The sequence below is a fragment of the Paraburkholderia sp. BR10936 genome, from assembly GCF_040965735.1.
GTDB lineage: Bacteria > Pseudomonadota > Gammaproteobacteria > Burkholderiales > Burkholderiaceae > Paraburkholderia > Paraburkholderia nodosa_A.
On record NZ_JBFRCM010000012.1, the window covers coordinates 58,641 to 77,073 of the forward strand.

General features: G+C 62.5%; 16 protein-coding genes. 15 read left to right on the forward strand and 1 reads right to left on the reverse strand.

All coding sequences use genetic code 11. From position 1 onward, the window contains the following. The first annotated feature begins 288 nt into the window (after positions 1-288). The 10 genes from AB4Y36_RS23875 to AB4Y36_RS23920 all read left to right on the forward strand — a co-directional run bounded on the left by AB4Y36_RS23875 (position 289) and on the right by AB4Y36_RS23920 (position 10,230). Positions 289-1,443, forward strand: coding sequence for a porin (locus tag AB4Y36_RS23875; protein WP_368684280.1), 1,155 nt, complete (start codon positions 289-291; stop codon positions 1,441-1,443). A 207-nt stretch (positions 1,444-1,650) separates the two neighbouring features. Beyond that, positions 1,651-2,742 carry a LacI family DNA-binding transcriptional regulator gene (locus tag AB4Y36_RS23880; RefSeq protein WP_368684281.1) on the forward strand — a complete coding sequence of 364 codons (1,092 nt, stop codon included), beginning with the start codon at positions 1,651-1,653 and terminating at the stop codon, positions 2,740-2,742. A gap of 174 nt (positions 2,743-2,916) precedes the next feature. Beyond that, positions 2,917-4,164 (forward strand): ABC transporter substrate-binding protein, encoded by a 1,248-nt coding sequence (locus AB4Y36_RS23885; RefSeq protein ID WP_069262212.1) that lies wholly within the window; start codon positions 2,917-2,919, stop codon positions 4,162-4,164. Positions 4,165-4,270: 106 nt separating this feature from the next. After that, on the forward strand, positions 4,271-5,296 hold the full coding sequence (locus tag AB4Y36_RS23890; protein ID WP_368684282.1) for a carbohydrate ABC transporter permease: 1,026 nt from the start codon (positions 4,271-4,273) through the stop codon (positions 5,294-5,296). Then, positions 5,293-6,123: a carbohydrate ABC transporter permease gene (locus tag AB4Y36_RS23895; protein ID WP_028204698.1), complete on the forward strand. Its 831-nt coding sequence runs from the start codon at positions 5,293-5,295 to the stop codon at positions 6,121-6,123. The genes AB4Y36_RS23890 and AB4Y36_RS23895 overlap by 4 nt, the downstream gene beginning before the upstream one ends. A 67-nt stretch (positions 6,124-6,190) precedes the next feature. After that, positions 6,191-7,528 carry a GH1 family beta-glucosidase gene (locus AB4Y36_RS23900; protein WP_342948220.1) on the forward strand — a complete coding sequence of 446 codons (1,338 nt, stop codon included), beginning with the start codon at positions 6,191-6,193 and terminating at the stop codon, positions 7,526-7,528. 13 nt (positions 7,529-7,541) lie between these two features. Continuing rightward, the gene (locus AB4Y36_RS23905; protein WP_368684283.1) at positions 7,542-8,672 is read left to right on the forward strand and encodes an ABC transporter ATP-binding protein; all 1,131 of its coding nucleotides are present in this window, start codon (positions 7,542-7,544) and stop codon (positions 8,670-8,672) included. Positions 8,673-8,700: 28 nt separating this feature from the next. After that, the gene (locus AB4Y36_RS23910) at positions 8,701-8,922 is read left to right on the forward strand and encodes a hypothetical protein (protein ID WP_368684284.1); all 222 of its coding nucleotides are present in this window, start codon (positions 8,701-8,703) and stop codon (positions 8,920-8,922) included. 688 nt (positions 8,923-9,610) lie between these two features. Next, entirely contained in the window at positions 9,611-9,841 is a 231-nt protein-coding gene (locus AB4Y36_RS23915) for a type II toxin-antitoxin system Phd/YefM family antitoxin (protein WP_069262207.1), read from the forward strand. Further along, positions 9,841-10,230 (forward strand): type II toxin-antitoxin system VapC family toxin, encoded by a 390-nt coding sequence (locus AB4Y36_RS23920; protein ID WP_133183964.1) that lies wholly within the window; start codon positions 9,841-9,843, stop codon positions 10,228-10,230. Before AB4Y36_RS23915 ends, AB4Y36_RS23920 begins: the two co-directional genes overlap by 1 nt. On the opposite strand, the gene AB4Y36_RS23925 is transcribed toward AB4Y36_RS23920, so the two are convergent. After that, on the reverse strand, positions 10,209-11,285 hold the full coding sequence (locus AB4Y36_RS23925; RefSeq protein ID WP_368603224.1) for a LacI family DNA-binding transcriptional regulator: 1,077 nt from the start codon (positions 11,283-11,285) through the stop codon (positions 10,209-10,211). The two genes, AB4Y36_RS23920 and AB4Y36_RS23925, sit on opposite strands and share 22 nt — an antisense overlap. 285 nt (positions 11,286-11,570) lie before the next feature. Here AB4Y36_RS23925 and AB4Y36_RS23930 point away from each other — a divergent pair, with 285 nt between their 5' ends. The 5 genes from AB4Y36_RS23930 to AB4Y36_RS23950 all read left to right on the forward strand — a co-directional run bounded on the left by AB4Y36_RS23930 (position 11,571) and on the right by AB4Y36_RS23950 (position 18,371). Continuing rightward, complete coding sequence (locus AB4Y36_RS23930) at positions 11,571-12,866, forward strand: extracellular solute-binding protein (RefSeq protein ID WP_069262204.1); 1,296 nt, start codon at positions 11,571-11,573, stop codon at positions 12,864-12,866. A gap of 60 nt (positions 12,867-12,926) precedes the next feature. Then, positions 12,927-13,844: a carbohydrate ABC transporter permease gene (locus AB4Y36_RS23935; protein ID WP_256094494.1), complete on the forward strand. Its 918-nt coding sequence runs from the start codon at positions 12,927-12,929 to the stop codon at positions 13,842-13,844. Between the two features lie 3 nt (positions 13,845-13,847). Continuing rightward, positions 13,848-14,678 (forward strand): carbohydrate ABC transporter permease, encoded by an 831-nt coding sequence (locus AB4Y36_RS23940; protein WP_368684285.1) that lies wholly within the window; start codon positions 13,848-13,850, stop codon positions 14,676-14,678. Positions 14,679-14,723: 45 nt separating this feature from the next. Beyond that, positions 14,724-15,854: an ABC transporter ATP-binding protein gene (locus AB4Y36_RS23945; protein ID WP_368684286.1), complete on the forward strand. Its 1,131-nt coding sequence runs from the start codon at positions 14,724-14,726 to the stop codon at positions 15,852-15,854. A gap of 108 nt (positions 15,855-15,962) precedes the next feature. Next, complete coding sequence (locus AB4Y36_RS23950; protein WP_368684287.1) at positions 15,963-18,371, forward strand: glycoside hydrolase family 3 N-terminal domain-containing protein; 2,409 nt, start codon at positions 15,963-15,965, stop codon at positions 18,369-18,371. Positions 18,372-18,433 lie beyond the last annotated feature (62 nt).

Genomic DNA, 18,433 nt, shown 5'->3' on the forward strand with positions numbered 1-18,433 from the left:
CCTCGCTGCGCATATTTTCCCTCACGACCGCAAACGGAGTTGCGAGCTTTATGACCATAACGGAATGGTCACAAAGCAGGGGCCTACCCCGGGGCCGCGCGTCGCGCAACTGTTATCGGTAACAGCGTTTTCCCTAGCCCGCCGGTTCGATACACCGGGGCAGGGGCGTCCCTATAATCGCCTCGAAATGTGATTCGGAACATTTCAGTGAGGCAGCCTGGTAGGGAACGTGTAGAGCGCACGCGACCTGCGCGGTTTGGAGACGCCAAAATATATATAGGATAGCTAATGAAAAAGAAGCTTATTGCATTGTCGGTGATGGCAGCTGCGACGACGATGGCGCACGCGCAAAGCAGCGTCACACTGTATGGCCGTATCGACAACGGCGTGCAGTACGAAACCGGCCTGCCGGGCGGTAACAGGTTCTCGGCACAGAGCGGCGACTGGGGTTGCTCCTGGTTCGGCTTGCTGGGTTCGGAAGATCTCGGCGGCGGCACGAAGGCGGTGTTCCAGTTGGAAGGCCAGCTCAATACGATGACGGGCGCCTCGGCAGGCAACCTGTTCGGTCGTCACGCCACGGTGGGCTTCAGCAACGACCGTTTCGGTCTGTTCAAGATGGGTAATCTCGGCGCCGGCGAACTTTCGCAGGACAGCTGGGGCGCGGACCCGCAGTTGATGCAGCGTTACGCGATTTCGACGCTGGTGCGCGGCCGCAACTGGGCGAGCACGAGCAACGGCGCGGAATATGATTCGCCCACGCTGTTCGGCGGTCTCGTGTTCAAGGGCCAGTATTCGCTGACCAACAACACGAGCTGGAACTCGGCGCCGGTCAACGCGAAGGGCGTCCCGACGGGCCAGGGCCGTACGAATGCGATCGAAGGCATCTATACCTGGGGCAGCGGCGATTTCCGTGTGATCTATGACGAAGTCCGCGGCGCGGACGGTTCGTTCAACAACGTGTATTCGGCTTCGCGCTCGATTCTCGCTGGCGGCACGTACGTGATCGGTCCGGTGAAGATCTACGCTGGCTACCAGCATTTGAGCGCACCGAGCGCCACCAACGCAAGCATGGGCGTGACCGACGCGTCGCAGCCGGCTGGCGTGCGCGCACCGACGACGGTGGACCACGAGTGGATCGGCGCTGGCTGGCAGGTGAACGACACTTCGGCGATCACGGCTGCGGTGTTCCACGCGAACGCGAACAACGGCAACGGCAACGCCACGCTGTTCACGCTCGGTACGACCTACAACCTGTCGAAGCGTACGTTCCTGTACGCGGAAGCCGGCTACGTGCACAACAGCTCGACGTCGAACATCAACCTTGGCAACGGTTCGTACGGCAACAACAACTTCGACGCGACGACGGGCACGTCTTCAAACGACAACCCGAACTACGGCCACAGCCAGACCGGCGTGTTCGCGGGCATCATGCACATGTTCTGATTTGACTTCGTTTGACCTGTAGTTGTTGTGATCTCTTTGTGTTAGGTACTGCTTAATTCTCTACATAGAGAGGCCGGTGCGATCTCTCCTCCACCCTGGTCGCACCGGCTGCTTTTTCTGCGTTCTTTTAGCCCCTTCGAATTCGTATCCGGGAGCGCTTTTTTCAGTGTTTGAAAGCGCTTTCATGAAAATGTTCAGGCGGAACTCATGACCGACGGCACCAACGAAGCACCCGGCGCGCCCAGTGTCCAGAGCGGACCCACTCCGGGTCCCAACGTGACGCTGGAAGAAATTGCGCGCGCAGCCGGCGTGTCTCCGAGCACGGTGTCGCGCATCCTGAACGGCACCGCGCGTGTTCTCCCCGAAAAGCAGCGCGCGGTGGAAGAGGCGATCGCGCGGTTTAACTATCGTCCGAATGTGCTGGCGCGCAGTCTTGCGAGCGGCCGCACCGAAACTATCGGTGTCCTGACACAAGCCGTGTCGAGCCCGTTTTACGCCGAGTGGCTGCGCGGTATCGAAGAGGCGCTTTCCGAGCCGGGCTTCACGCCGATTTTCGTGAGCAGCCGCTGGAATGTCGTCGACGAAAAGGCGCGCCTCGAAGAATTCATCGCGCGCCGCGTGGACGGCATCATTCTGTTGCATGCGCAACTCGACGAATCGACGCTCACCGAATACTCGCGCTACGCGCCCATGCTCGTACTTGGGCGCTCGGTGCAAAACGGCACGGCGCTCGCTGGCCTGCCGATCGACAACCTGCAGGGCGCACGCGACGCGACCCGCCATCTGATCGAGCAGGGCCACCGCGAGATCGCGTTCATTGCCGGCCCGAGTAGTCACGAGGACGCGATCGAGCGTCTCGACGGTTACCGCATCGCCCTGGAAGAAGCGGGTATCGGCTTCGACGCCGATCTGGTCGAGCAGGGTGATTACCTCGAAACGGGCGGGCTCGCCGCCATGGAGCGGCTGCTGATGCGCCGGCCGTCGTTGAGCGCGGTGTTCTGCGCGAACGACCAGACCGCATACGGCGCGCGTCTCGCGATGTTCCGCCGCGGCGTACGCGTGCCCGAAGATGTGTCGCTGGTCGGCTTCGACGATCTGCCGACTTCTTCGTACATGACGCCGCCTCTGACGACAGTGCGCCAGCCGACCTATGAAATCGGCCGTCTCGCCGCGCAAGGCATCGTGCAGATGATCCGCAAGCAGCCCATCACACTGAGCCCCATTCCGCTCACGCTGGTGACGCGCGAGACGACGCGTCGCATCGGGCCGTCGCCGAGCCCGGGAGAGACGGGTGCATAAGGTTCGAATCCAGATCGGGCCGTTTTTTTAGTTTTGCGGTGAAAGCGCTTTCAAACAGATGAGCGCGGCAAGCAGGGCGTCAGGCACTGCGAATGAATACAACAGGGGAAGTAGTTCGTAGCAGCAGGGGAGCAATTGAACGTCACTCACAAACGTTTCACCAGGAGACATGTAATGAATTTCCGTTTTTCAGGCACTGCCGCTGCAGTTTTGCTCAGCCTGGCTACCGTGGCTGCGCATGCCAGCACCACGCTGACCGTCGCGGTGTTTCCGAAGCTCGACCAGGAAATCAAGGACGCGATTCCCGCGTGGAAGAAGCTGCATCCGGACGTCGACATCAAGGTGTCGTCGCTGGCGATCGCCGATCACCACAACGCCATGACCACCGCGCTCGCAACGAGCTCGGACCTGCCCGACGTGATGGCCGTCGAAGTCGGCTTCATTGGCCGTTTCGCAGCGGGCGGCGGTCTCGAGAACCTGGCGAAGCCGCCCTATAACGCAGGCCAGTACAAGAGCCAGTTCATCAACTACACGTTCGCGCAGGCTACGACGCAGGACGGACAGATTGTCGGCATGCCGGGCGATATCGGCCCGGGCACGCTGTTCTACCGCAAGGACATTCTCGACAAGGCAGGCGTGACCGAAGCCGACTTGACCAAGTCGTGGGAGTCGTATCTGGCGGCCGGGCAGAAGATCAAGAAGGCGACCGGCGCGTACCTGATGGCGTCGTCGCGCGATATCGAAGACATCTATATTCGCGCCGACCTGAAGGAAGGCGATGGCGTGTACTTCGACAAGGCCGGTAATCCGGTCGTGACCTCGCCGCGTTTCGTGAAGGCATTCGAGCTGGCGAAGAAGGCGCGTGATCTCGGCCTCGACGCGAAGATCACGCCGTGGTCGAACGAATGGGCCGAAAGCTTCAAGCGCGGCACGGTCGCCACGCAAATGATGGGCGCATGGCTCGGCGGCCACCTCTCCTCGTGGATCGCGCCGGATACGAAGGGCCTGTGGCGCGCAACGAATCTGCCCGACGGCGCTTATGCATCGTTCGGCGGCACGTTCTGGTCGATTCCGGTGAAGGCCACGCAAAAGCAGCTGTCGTGGGAATTCATCAAGTTCCTGACGACGCGCCCGGACGAGCAGCTCGCTTCGTTCCGCTCGATCGACGCCTTCCCGGCGCTGCTTTCGGCGCAGCACGACGACTTCTTCGCGCAGCCGGTGGCGTTCCTCGGCAACGAGAAGGCACGCCTGATCTGGCGCGATGCGGCCGCGCATATCCCGGCGATCCAGCGCAGCAAGTATGACCAGGTTGCCGAAGAGGCGGTCCACTCGGCGCTCGACAAGGTGGTCGACAGCAACGAGGACATCCACCAGGCGCTGCAGGAAGCACAGGCTGAAATCACGCATCGTGTCCGCCGTTAAGCGGCTCTGATGAAACGGCGCGGCACGCATCGCCGCGCTTTGAAGCCCGCTGCAACAGCGTGGCCGGTCGCCCCGGCCGGCCACGCCCGAATGGACGGAATTATTGATGAACTCTCCTCTGCCCACAACTGAACAGGTTTCCCGGGAAGGGCTCGTGCCCGATACGCACGCGCCGCTCGCCCACGCTCGTGGCAAGCCGCGGTTCAATCCGGTCAGGATTGCGCCGTACCTCTTTCTCGCGCCGTTTTTTCTGCTGTTCGCCGTGTTCCTGGCCTTTCCGCTGCTGTTTTCGCTGTATCTCTCGTTCCAGAGCTGGGACGCGACAGCGGGGCTGGCGAGCATGAAGTGGGTGGGCCTGTCGAACTTCACCTTCACGCTGACGGACCCGTGGTACTGGAAATCGCTCTACAACACGGCTTCGATGGCGGTCATGTCCGGCGTGCCGCAGCACCTCATTGCGCTGCCGCTGGCGTTCTTTCTGCAAACCGCATTTCGCCGCTGGCGCAATTTCGTGGTCGGGCTGTATTTCCTGCCTTTCATCACGTCGAGCGTGGCGATCGCGCTGATCTTCTCGTCGCTGTATTCGACCGACTTCGGCATGATCAATCTCGCGATCGCCGAGATCGGCAAGATTCCGGGGCTGCACTGGATCGTGCCTTCGAAACCGATCGAGTGGCTGTATAACCCCGCGAACGTGAAGCCGGCGGTTTCCGTCGTCGTCTTCTGGCGCTACGTGGGCTGGAATACGGTGCTTTATCTGTCCGCGCTGCAAACCATTCCGAAGGATCTCTACGAAGCGGCGCGCATCGACGGCGCCAATGGCTGGCAACAGTTCACGCGCATCACGATTCCGCTTCTCAAGCCGATGATCTTCTTCGCGGTCACGCTTTCGATCATCGGTGGGCTGCAACTGTTCGAAGAGCCGTTCATCCTGCTCCCGAACGAAGGCATGGGCACAAGCCAGTCCGGCCTGACGACGGCGGTCTACATGTATCGCACGGCATTCCACGACGGCGACTTCGGCACGGCCAGTTCGATTGCGTGGCTGCTCTTTATCACGATTTCCGCGCTGATGTGGCTCAACACGCGCATTTTCCACCGCAGCGGCATGAAAGAAGAGGCACAGCGATGAAACTGTCGAAAAACAAGGCGCGTTATACGGGCTACGCCGTCGTGCTGGCGGGCGCGGTGCTGATGTTCTCGCCGTTCTGGTTCATGTTCGTCTTCGCTACACATACGAGTTCCGAAATTTTCTCGATGCCGCCGCCGCTGTGGTTCGGCAACGCGTTTCTCGACAACATGGCGTCGCTCATGCGTCACATTCCGTTCTGGCGCAATCTGGGCTGGAGTTTTTATACGGCCACGATCCAGACCGTGCTGACCCTGCTCGTCACCTCGATGGCCGGTTACGCGTTTGCGATGTATGAATTCCGCTTCAAGAAGACGCTCTTTGCCGTCGCGCTCACGGCCATGCTGGTGCCGCCGTTCCTCAGCATGATTCCGACCTTCATGACGATGAATCTGCTCGGCTGGATCAATCAGCCGCGCGCGCTCTACGTGCCCGGCGCGGCTGCCGCGCTCGGCGTGTTCCTCATGCGCCAGTACATCGCGTCGGCCATTCCGTCCGACCTGATCGAGGCGGCGCGCATCGACGGCTGCGGCGAGTTCCGCATCTACTGGAGCATCGTGCTGCCGCTGCTTGGGCCGGCACTGGGCACGCTCGGGCTCATCAGCTTCATTCAGGCCTGGAATAACTTCCTCTCGGCGCTCGTGGTGCTGCGTTCGCCCTCGATGTACACGCTGCCCCTCGCGCTGCGCATTTTGCAAAGCCCGACCAATTCGGACTGGGGCGCGGTAATGGCAGGCTCGGCGGTCGCCGTGGTGCCGTTGCTGGTGCTGTTCGCTTTCACCTCGCGGCGCTTGATCGACGGTTTGACGACCGGCGCGGTCAAGGCCTGAGTTTCGCTTCGTTCATTTCATGCCGCTCGAGCAAGAGCGGACACGACTATTCAGGATACCTACCGTTATGTCGACGTTTCAATTCAAGGAAAATTTCGTCTGGGGTGTGGCCACCAGCTCGTATCAGATAGAAGGCGCAGCCCGTGAGGACGGCCGTGGCGAATCGATCTGGGACACGTTCTGCCGGGTGCCCGGCAAGGTCGTGAAAGGCGAAAGCGGCGACGTGGCCTGCGATCACTACCATCGCCTCGAGGAAGATCTCGATCTGATGGCGCAAATGGGCGTCAACGCCTATCGCTTTTCGATTGCATGGCCGCGCGTGCAGCCGGATGGCCGCGGCGCGTACAACGAAAAGGGCCTCGCGTTCTACGAGCGTCTGGTCGACGGCTTGCTCGAGCGCGGCATCCAGCCGTTCGCGACGCTGTATCACTGGGACTTGCCGCAAGCATTGCAGACGGAGCAAAACGGCTGGGAAAGCCGCGATACGGCTTATCGTTTCGCCGACTACGCCCGCAAGATCGGCAGTGTGCTGGGCGACCGCGTGGCGTCGATCGCCACGCACAACGAGCCCTGGTGTACCGCATGGCTCGGCAACGCAACGGGCTACTTCGCGCCGGGCAATGCCGACCTGAAGAAGGCTGCGCACGTGGCGCATCATCTGCTGCTTTCGCACGGCCTGGCCGTTCAGGCCATGCGCGCCGATGGTGTGAAGGCGCCGCTCGGCATCGTGCTCAACCAGTCGCCGGCACACGGCGCGACCGACGCGCCTGAAGACCTCGCAGCCGCATCGCTCGAATATGCGAAGTTCGTCCGCTGGTACATGGACCCGATCTTCAAGGGCGAATATCCGGCCGAAGCGCTGCAATGGTATGGCGCGAACGGCCCGCAAGAGGTGATTCGCGAAGGCGACTTCGACATCATCGGCACGCCGCTCGACTTCCTCGGCATCAACTACTACACGCGTATCTTCGCGAGCGCTTCGGGCAACAAGCGTCCACCGGGCGTGCACGGCTTCACGGACATGGACTGGGAAGTCTATCCGGAAGGTCTGACCGAACTGCTCACGAAGCTCAATGCCGAGTACAAGCTGCCGCCGATCTTCATCACCGAGAACGGCTGCGCGTCGAAAGACGTGCTCGAAAACGGCCGCGTGCAGGACACCGACCGCATCCGTTTCCTCGATCTGCACCTCGCCGCATTGTCCGAGGCCGCACGACAAGGCGTGGACGTGGCCGGCTATTTTGCATGGAGCATGCTGGACAACTTCGAATGGGCGTCCGGTTACGACAAGCGCTTCGGCATGGTGTACGTCGACTACGAGACCCAGAAGCGGACGCTGAAGGACAGCGCGCACTGGTATGGCAAGGTCATCGCGGAACATGCCGCCGCCGATCAAGCGTACTAAGGAGGACATAACAATGGGCGAACTCGTATTGCGCAACGTCGTGAAGACCTATGGCGAAGGTCCGCAGATCATTCAGGGCATCGATCTTCATATTCCCGATGGACAGTTCACGGTATTCGTCGGGCCATCGGGTTGCGGGAAGTCGACCATGCTGCGCATGATCGCCGGGCTCGAGGAAGTGAGCGGCGGCGACATTCTGATCGACGGCATACGCGTGAACGATCTGCAGCCTGTGGACCGCGGCGTGTCGATGGTGTTCCAGAGCTACGCGCTCTACCCGCATATGACGGTTGCGGAGAACATGGGCTTTTCGCTGAAGCTCTCGGGCAAATCGAAGCGCGAAGTACGCGAGGTCGTGGGCCGCGCTGCCGAAATCCTGCAGATCACGCACCTGCTCGAGCGCAAGCCGAAGGCGCTCTCGGGCGGTCAGCGGCAGCGCGTCGCGATTGGCCGCGCGATCGTGCGCAAGCCGCGCGTCTTTCTGTTCGACGAGCCGCTGTCGAATCTCGACGCGGCGCTGCGCGTGCAGATGCGCATCGAACTCGCGAAGCTGCACCGCGAACTCGGCACGACGATGATTTACGTCACGCACGATCAGGTCGAGGCGATGACGCTCGGCGAGCAGATCGTGGTGTTCAACAAGGGGAACATCGAGCAGACGGGCGCGCCGCTCGATCTGTACGACCGGCCCGCGAACCGTTTTGTCGGCGGCTTCATCGGTTCGCCGCAGATGAACATGCTCGGCGCGACGGTCGTGTCGCAAAACGGCGTGCAGACCGTCCTCGCGCTTGCGGGAGCGAGCCACCGTATCGCGTTGTCGGGCCGCCCGGATCGCGCACTCAATGGCGAATTGACCCTGGGCGTGCGCGCCGAACACTTGAGCATCGGCTTCGCGGACGAAGGCATCGCCGCTCGCGTGGAGCTGGTCGAACATCTGGGCGATGTCTCGATCCTGCACGCGCGTCTCGACGGCATGGCGCACGCCGTCGCGCTCAAGCTCGACAAGAAGGACGCGCAATACGAGCCGGGCGCGCGCGTGGCCATCAAGGTGGCCTCGTCCGCGGTCACGCTGTTCGATGCGAAAGGCGACGCGGTGGCGTTCGAGCGTCCCCAGGTGGGAGAGCACGTTCAAGCCGTCGTTTGACGTGCCGGTTTGGTCGGGGAAGAGTGCCATGACGAACAAAGGGTCGAAGGACGATTTCGCGTCCGCTGTCAATGCGCGCAGCGGGCAGGCCGCGACGTCCGATGAAACGCGCGATGTGACGGAGAGGGAGCGCGAGTCGCAACGCGACCGCCAGGAGAAACGGCGCGAGCCGCTGCATGCGTTTATCGTTCATTTCGACGCGGAGCCTGCGACGAAGCCGCCGCCGGATGAGCCGGACCAGCGAGTGTGACGATATGGGGGCAGGGATGATTATGAGTGTCGCGAATCGGCGTTACGACTTTTCTTACCGCCCATTTAACGTTAGCCGGAACGGTACTTTTTTGCAGTACCCTGTGGCCAGCTTTCCAGGCACTCTTTCCTTACTGGGCCGGGATCCGGCGCGGTTTACGCGGACTCCGCGTCGATTCGCCAAGCCCAGGTAAAACACGCATGGCGGCGCCGGAAGCGGGCATTTAACATGAATTAACGTTAAGGGTAACGTTATTATGTTTCTGCTTAATCGATGGTCTGCAGCAAAGGTAATCACCTCCCCCAACGCTCCGCTTTCCTGCGGCAGCGTCCGTATCGGCAAGCGAAGCGTACACCGCTACTCGCGCATATCCGCCGGCAAGCAACACACCCTGTTGTCGTGCCTCGCGGGTCGCTCGATCACAACTCGGGCTGCTTGACGGGCATCCATCAGACAGACCGATTATATGAAAGCGCAAGGGCCGCGGGGCGGATTCGGGCGAAACATGTTACCGGTAAAAACCCGCAGTTCGTTGGTGCGAGATATACCGGTGCAGGGCGTAGTTCAGGCAGGAAACGGTTGGGCAACGCCGATAAAGAGCCATTGGGGTGCGAAGCGCAATTTCGTTGCGTGCGCAACGACCCGATGCAATAAAAATCCGATAGAATTTTGATGGGTGGAGAGCGTCATGGAAAAGCGAGTATCCAAAGCCATTTTCAAGTCCCGCGCCTGCGAGCTGTTCCGCCAGGTCGAAACGCTGGGCGAAACCGTCGTCGTGACGGACCGGGGACAACCCACCATTGAAATCCGGCCGTATCGCAGCAAGACGGAGAATCCGCTCGAGCTGCTGCGCGCGTCGATCACGCATTTCAATCTCAAGCACGCGCTTGCACCGGTTCCCGCCGAGCAGGAAGAGTAATGATCACGCTCGACACGCTTGCGCTCGTGTGCTGGCTCGGCAAACAGAAAGCGCTGAGTCAGGCCGCGCACGATGCGATCGACCGTGAACTCGACGGCGGCGAGATCCTCATTTCAGCCATCAGCGCGCTGGAAATCGCGGAGTTCGTGAAGGCGGGCAGCCTGGGGCTTTCCATGGATGCCCGTAGCTGGCTCTCGACGTTTCTGAAGCTGGATGGCGTGCGCCTGATTCCGGTCGATTCGGAAATTGCGTTCCGGGCGGCGACGCTGCCGCCCGCGCTCACTTCGCATCAGAGGCTGATCGTTGCGACCGCCCGCACGCATGGCGGCGCGCTCGTGACCTCCGATGCGAAGGTGCGCGCCTCGACTTACGTCGAAACGATCTGGTGACGCGAGCGGCGGTGGCGCGCTCGCACCGGTCCGGTCGAGTCGCGCACCACCAGCTCGGCAGGCAGCGTGATGCGCTGCGAAGCGGCGTCGATGCCGGCGATCTGCGCGAGCAGCGTATTGACCGCCGAACGCGCCATTTGCTGAAACGGCTGGCGAATCGTAGTGAGGGCAGGATGAAACTGCTCGGACATGGGAATGTCGTCGAACCCGATCACGGAAATGTCGTCGGGCACGCGCAGGCCTGCTTCCCTGACTGCGGCGATCACGCCGAACGCGCTCTGGTCGTTGGCCGTGAAGATCGCGGTGGGTGGATCGGGGAGATTGAGCAGGTCGAACGTGACGTCGAACGCCATCATTTGCGAGAGGTCGCCCGCGGCGACCAGCGCGTCTTCACGTGGCAGGCCGAGCTTGGCGAGGGTGTCGCGATAGCCGCGCTGGCGGTCGCGCACGCCTTCGATGGTTTCGTCGCCGGCGAGAAACGCAATGCGCTTGTGGCCGAGTTCCGCGAGATGCTCGACCGCGAGACAGGCGCCGCCGTAATTGTCGACGGACACCGAAGGAAAGCCCGTGAGCGTGCCGCGCTGATCGACCACCACTACGGGCACTTTGGCCGTGGCGAGGGCTTCGAGGCAGAGCGATTCGCGCGGCAGGATGGCGAGAATGCCGTCGGAAAATTGCTGGATCAACCCGAGCAGGTCGTGATGCGTATGGCGGTCTTCGTCGAACACGGTGTACACGAGCATTTCCATGCCCGCGCCGCGTGCCGCGCGGCCCGCGCCGAGCACCAGTTCGCTCGAGAACTGCGTGTCGAGCGTGGGCGTAATGATGCCGATGATGCCGTTGCGCCCGCCCGAGAGTTTCTGGGCGGTGCGGTTCACGACATAGCCGATGTCCGAAGCGATTCTCAGTACTTCGTCGCGCGTTTCGCGCGACACGCCCGGGCGTCCATTGAGCGCGCGCGACGCGGTCATCTGCGACACCCCGGCAAGCTTGGCGACGTGCTCAAGCGTTGGAGTTTGCCTTGCCATGCGTGGTGTGGGCTTACGAGAGGTCATGTCTGCGAAGACTCGCTCGTGACTCGCTGGTTACTCCGCGGATGGGCCGCTCGTCACGTTAGCGATACCGTTTGTGTGCTGGTTATTCTATCAGATGCGCGCTTGTGCAACCGTCCCCGTGCGTACCACCCTTGCGCAGGGCGCAAGCTCCCACGGGGGCTCACCAGGAAAATCCCGCATAGCCGTAGTTTGAGTCTCGGCTTAACATCCACTAACGTTAAGGCTAACGTTAAACCCGCAGATAACTCAGGTAGCTCTCAAAAATCCTAAAGAGGGGACACAAACATGGCGTACCCAGGTTTCTCCACGGCGCGGGCCATTGCCGGCGCCACGGCACTGCTGTTTTCACTGTCTGCAGTCGTTTCGAACGCCGTTGCGGCGGAATCCAAAACCATCACGGTATGGGATCAGCAGACCAATGCGTCGTCGAGCAAGATCATCCGTGACGCGTCGGACCGCTTCGAAAAGGCCGATCCGGGCTACAAGGTCGAGAATTCGCACGTCCTGAACGAGGCGTACAAGACGAAGCTGAAGGTGGCGTTCGGTGCGAACCAGCCGCCGTGCGTGTTCGAGAACTGGGGCGGCGGCGGCCTGCAGGAATATGTGAAATCCGGTCAGATCGTCGACCTCACGCCGTACCTGAACAAGGACCCGGCGTATCGCAACCGCTTCATGCAGTCGTCGTGGAGCGTCACGACGTTCGGCGGCAAGACCTACGGTGTCGCTGCCGAAAACGCCGCGGCCGCCGTGATCTTCTACAACAAGGAAGTCTTCAAGAAGTACGGCATTACGCCGCCCAAGACGTGGGATGAACTGATGCACGTCGTGGATGTGCTGAAGCAGCACAACGTGGCAGCGTTCTCACTTGCGAACAAGAACAAGTGGACGGGCTCGATGTACTACATGTACCTCGTCGACCGTATCGGCGGTCCGCAAGTCGTGAGCGACGCGATCGCAGGAAAGGGTAAGGGCTTCGAAGATCCGGCGTTCATCGAAGCCGGCAAGCGCATTCAGGAGCTCGTGAAGGCGGGCGCGTTCGCGCCGGGCATCAACGGCCTCGACTATGACTCGGGTGCATCGCGCCGTCTGCTGTATACGGGCAAGGCCGCGATGGAGCTGATGGGCGCCTGGGAAGCTTCGACGATCGCCAACGAAAATCCGACGTTCTCGAAGGATCTCGACTTCTTCCCGTTCCCGAGCGTGCCGGGCGGCAAGGGCGACCCGCGCGACCTGATCGGCACGGTGGGCGATGGCTTCCTGAGCATCTCGACCGAGTGCAAGACGCCGGAAGCCGCATTCAAGCTGATCCAGTCGCTGACCGACGACCAGGCGATGCAGGCGCGCGCGTCGGATGACCACAAGCTTCCGCCGGTCAACAACGTCAAGATCGACGATCCGTTCACGCAGCGTCTGCAGCAACTGCTTGCCGCGGCGCCGAGCGTGCAGCTCTGGTACGACCAGGCTCTGCCGCCGGCGTTGGGCGAACTGCACAAGGACACGACGCAGGCGCTGTTCGGTCTGTCGGTGACGCCTGAGGCGGCCGCGCAGCAAATGGAAGCCGCTTCGAAGAAGGGCGGTTGATCTCCAGCACTCAGGAAAAGTCCGGCTGGCGCCGCAAGGCGCCGGCCGGCAGAAAAGCTCGTGAATATTGCACTTTCCGCTACACCCGAACGCCGGCTGAAGCTCTCCTCGCAAACGCTCGTCACGGTCGTGTTTCTCGCGCCGGCGCTGCTGCTGCTGGCCGTGTTCCTGCTTTATCCGCTCGTTTCCAGCTTGCGGCTGTCGCTGCTCGACTGGAATGGTCTCGGCAATACGGCCCGCTATACGGGGCTCGCGAACTGGGCGCGGCTCGCCCATGACACGGTGTTCTGGCAATCGCTCAAGAACAACGTGATTCTCGCGCTCGCCTCGATTGTCATTCAGCTTCCTGTCGCGCTGGCGCTCGCCGTGCTGCTGGAAAAGGCCGGCCGTGGCTCGCGCGTACTCAAGGTTCTCTATTTTTTGCCGCTGCTCATGTCGAGCGTGGCGATCGGCGTGCTGTTCAAGCAGATCTACGATCCGAATTTCGGACCCCTGAATGTCGCGCTGCAGGCATTCGGGCTCGATGGTCTCGCGAAGGACTGGCTGGGCGACCCGCACTTCTCGCTGGGCGCGACCATCGCCGTGATCATCTGGCAGAACGCGCCTTTCTACATGATTCTGTTCCTCGCCGGCCTCTCGTCGATGCCGGCCGAGGTTAACGAGGCAGCGCTGCTCGACGGGGCTTCCGAGTGGACCATCTTCTGGCGCATCAAGCTGCCGCACCTGCAGGGCACGGTGCGCACGGCCGTGATCCTTTCCGTGCTCGGCTCGCTGCGTTACTTCGATCTCGTCTTCGTCATGACCGGCGGCGGCCCCGAGGGCTCGTCCGAGGTGATGGCCACCTACATGTATCGCACGGTGTTCAGTTCGTTCCAGCTCGGCTACGGCAGCACCATCGGCTCGGCGATGTTCCTGATCGTCATCGCAGTGGCGGCGGTGTCGATGTACTTCACGCGCCGCTATGCAACCGAGGTCTGAAGCATGATCAAGAAATTCCGCTTTCCCCGTGTGACGATTCCGATCCTCGCGCTGATCTGGCTGGCCGTCACCACGGTGCCGTTCATCTTCATGGTGGTGTCGAGCGTCAAGAGCCAGGAAGAGACCTTCACGACTTCCGTGTGGGCGCCGCCGAGCCACCTTTACTGGGGCAATTACGCGGCCGTGCTGAAGGGGCCGTTCTTCACATATTTCCGCAACAGCCTGTTCACGGTGGGCGTGTCGGTCGCGCTGATCGTCGTCATCAGCGCGATGGCGGCCTATGTGTTTGCGCGCATGCGCTTCAGGCTGAACAAGCTGCTCTTCGGTCTCGTGGTGGCGGGCATGATCGTGCCGCTGCATGCGACGCTGGTGCCGATCTACCTGCTTACGCGCAACCTCGGTCTTTACGATACGCAGTTCGCGCTGCTCGGCCCCTATGTGGCGCTCAGCCTGCCGGTGTCGATCTTCATCCTGACCGAGTTCATGCGGCAGATTCCGCGCGAGCTCGAAGAAGCCGCGCAGCTCGACGGCTGTAGCCCGTTCCACATTTTCTGGCGCATTTTCTTCCCGCTTTCGGGACCGGGGCTCGCCACGGTGGCGATCTTCAACGGCATTGGTCTCTGGAACGAGTTCATCTTCGCGTACATGCTCACGTCGACGTCCGAGCACCGTACGCTGCCCCTCGCGATCTGGGACTTCATGGGGCAATACGCGTCGAACATACCCTCGATGCTTTCCGTTCTCGTGCTCACGTCGTTGCCGTTGATCGTCGCTTACGCGTTCGGTCAGGAGCGCGTGATCAAGGGGATGATGGCCGGCTCGCTCAAGGGCTGATTCAGGTCTGATTCGCACCGCTAACCGAACTTCGCATAAAACGATATGGCAAGCATTTCCCTCAACAACGTACAGAAGGCCTACGCGAGCGGCAACGCGGTGATCCGCGACGCCAACCTCGAAGTCGGCAAGAACGAATTCTGCGTGTTCCTCGGCCCGTCGGGCTGCGGCAAGTCCACGCTGCTGCGCATGATCGCCGGACTCGAATCGATCACCGACGGCGAACTGCGCATCGACGGTGAACGCATGAACGAGGTCGAACCCGCGAAGCGCAAGGTCGCGATGGTGTTTCAGAACTACGCGCTCTATCCGCATATGAGCGTGTACGAGAACATGGCATTCGGTCTGCGTCAGGCGAAAATCGACAAGGCCGTCATCGACAAGAAGGTGCGCAGCGCGGCTGCCGCACTGCAGCTCGATAGCTATCTCGAACGCCGCCCCGCAGCGCTTTCGGGCGGCCAGCGCCAGCGCGTGGCGATCGGGCGCGCGATCGTGCGCGAGCCGGGCGTGTTCCTGTTCGACGAGCCGCTTTCGAACCTCGATGCGGCGCTGCGCGTGCAGACGCGTACCGAAATCGCGCGTCTGCATCGCGAGTTCAGCGAGGCGAGCGCCGTGTATGTGACGCACGATCAGGTGGAAGCCATGGCGCTGGCCGATCGCATCGTGCTCCTGCAGGCCGGCGATCACATGGAGCGCCACGGCAGCGTCGCGCAGGTGGGGGCGCCCCTCGATCTGTATCACCATCCGAAGAGCCGGTTCGTCGCGGGCTTCATCGGCTCGCCGAAAATGAACTTCTTCGCAGGCACGGTGGTGGGTGGCGACGATGGCGGCGTGGACATCGACCTGCAAAGCGGCGAGCGCGTGCGTGCGCGCGTGGACGGCTCGCGTGCGCGCGCCGGCATGAAGGTGACGCTCGGTGTGCGTCCGGAGCATCTGCGTGTGGCCGGCGATGCACGCAACGAACAGACGCTGGCGTGCCGCGTGAAGCTCGTCGAGCACATGGGCGAGCACAGCTACATCCACGCAACGCAGACCGGCTCGGGCGCGGCGACACTGATCGCCAAGCTGCCCGGCGACAGCGCGTTGACGCACGATGAAGTGGTCAAGCTTGCGCTGCCCGCCGAGGCATGCCACGTGTTCGACGAACACGAAATGGCGCTGCGTCGTCTCATCTAAGCCGGGCGCCGCTTTCGCCGCGCGCCCGCGCAACGCCATTTTCAAAAGCACAACTAAACGGACGGCGAAACATCAGCGCCGTCTCGTGCAATACCAGGGAGTGAAGCAATGTCGCTTGAACACACCACAGAGATTCCGCTTTACCGCCGCTCCGACGCACCGACCGCGCAGCGCGTGGCGGATCTGCTCGCGCGCATGACGCTCGATGAAAAAATTGCCCAGCTTCACGCCGCGTGGCTGGTGCTTTCGGCCGACGGCGAGCACAAGGCGCGCAGTATCGACTTCGCGCAAAGCGCCAACAGCCTCACGGTGAACCAGATTCTCGAACACGGTCTTGGACAGATCACGCGTCCGCTCGGCACCCACACGGTCGATCCCAAAGAGGGCGTGCGCGCGCTCAACGAACTGCAGCGCAAGATGGTCGAAGATACGCGCCTGGGTATTCCCGTCATGTCGCACGAGGAATGTCTCGTGGGCCTGATGATCAAGGACGCCACGCTGTTTCCCTCGCCGCTGAACTACGCGGCGACGTGGAACCCGGATCTCGTGGGCGAAGTGGGGCGCATCATCGGCGAGCAGGCACGCTCGATCGGCTGCCACCAGGGCCTGGCGCCCGTACTCGACGTGTCGCGCGATCCGCGCTGGGGCCGCACCGAAGAAACGCTCGGCGAAGATCCGTATCTGGTGGGCGTGCTCGCGTGTCACTACGTGAACGGTCTGCAAGGCGAGCGCCGCGACGTGCTCGCCACGCTCAAGCATTTCGTCGGCCACTCCGCGAGCGAAGGCGCTCGCAATCATGCGCCCGTGCACGTCGGACCGCGCGAGTTGAACGACGTCTTTCTGCTGCCGTTCGAAATGGCGGTCAAACTCGCGCACGCGGGCTCGATCATGCCGGCGTACCACGATATCGACGGCGTGCCCTGCCATGCGGACCGCACGCTGCTGCACGATACGCTGCGCGAAAAGTGGGGCTTCGAGGGGCTCGTCGTTGCGGACTATGCTGCCGTCGACCTGCTCTACAGCCATCACGCGGTGGCGCACGACAGCGCGTCGGCGGCGGCGCTCGCGTTCAATTCGGGACTCGACGTCGAGTTGCCGGGGCACGAGTGTGCGGTCCATCTGAAAGAAGCGCTCGATCGCGGCGAGATCACCGAAGCGACGATCGACACCGCGGTGTCGCGCGTGCTGAGCACCAAGTTCCGCCTTGGCCTGTTCGAGAATCCGTATGTGGATGCCGAGCGCGTGGATGTGAAGGGCACGGCGGCGGCCGATACGGCGTATCAGGTCGCGCTCGAATCGGCGGTGCTGCTGCGTAATGAAGGCGGCGTGCTGCCGTTGAACGCCAATGGCGCGCAAACAATCGCGGTGATCGGCCCGACCGCCGACGACCCGCTCGCGCTGCTCGCCGGCTACAGCTTTCCGGTGCACCTCATCAACTCGGGCGAGCAGTCTGTCGCGTCGATCGCCACGCCGCTGGGCGCACTGCGCGCGCTGCTGGGCGATTCGCGCGTGCTGCATGCCAAGGGTTGCGACATCATCAAGACCCGCCGTGCGGGTGCGCCGGTTTTCCCGGGCGACGTGTCGCTCGACCTGAGCGCCGCCGCCAACCGCGACGAACTGATCAGCAAGGACACCGATGCGATTCCCGACGCGGTCGATGCTGCGGGAAAAGCGGACGTGGCCGTCGTATTCGTCGGCGATCTGGCGGGCTTGTTCCAGTCCGGTACGGTGGGCGAAGGCTCCGATACGGACAGCCTGGAACTCCCGGGCGTGCAGCTGCAGATGCTCGAGGCCGTGGTCGAGAGCGGCACGCCTACGGTCGTCGTGATGACGGGCGGCCGCCCGTACAACCTCGGCGGCCTCGAAGATCGCATCGCCGCGCAGATCATGGCGTTTGCGCCGGGCGAGCGCGGCGCCGAGGCGCTTGCCGATCTGCTGGTGGGTCGCGCCGGGTTCAGCGGCCGTCTGCCGCTCTCCGTGCCGAAGAGCGCAGGGGCGGTGCCGTATGTGTACAACCATCGCCTCAAGAGCGCGGGCACGCCGATCGCCTACCACTTCGGCAGCCGCTATCCGTTTGGTTTCGGCCTCGGCTACACGCAGTTCCGTTACGGCAGTCTCGCGGTGGCGCAACACGAAGTCCCGCTCGAAGACGGCACCGTCGAACTGAGCTTCACGATCGAGAACACCGGCTCGCGCGACGGCACGGAGATCGTGCAGATCTACGTGCGCGACCAGCATGCTTCGACGGCGCGACCGGTACGCGAACTCAAGGCGTTCGCTCGTGTGCCGCTCGCGGCAGGCGCGCTCACTCGCGTGAACGTGAAGCTGCCCGTCGATATGTTCAATTTCACCGACGCACGCGGCGAGCGCATCGTCGAGCCGGGCAAATTCGATCTGATGGTGGGCAGTTCGAGCCGCGATATCCATCTGAGCGGCACGGTCACGGTGGTGGGCAATGCCACGCGCACGCTCCCGCGCGACTGGCGCATGCTGAGCGCCGTCGAAGTCGTCTCGTAAGCGAAAGGGAAGCGGCAGGTCAGGGCGGCGAGCCATTTGCGGCTCGCCGCCCTGTTTGGGTT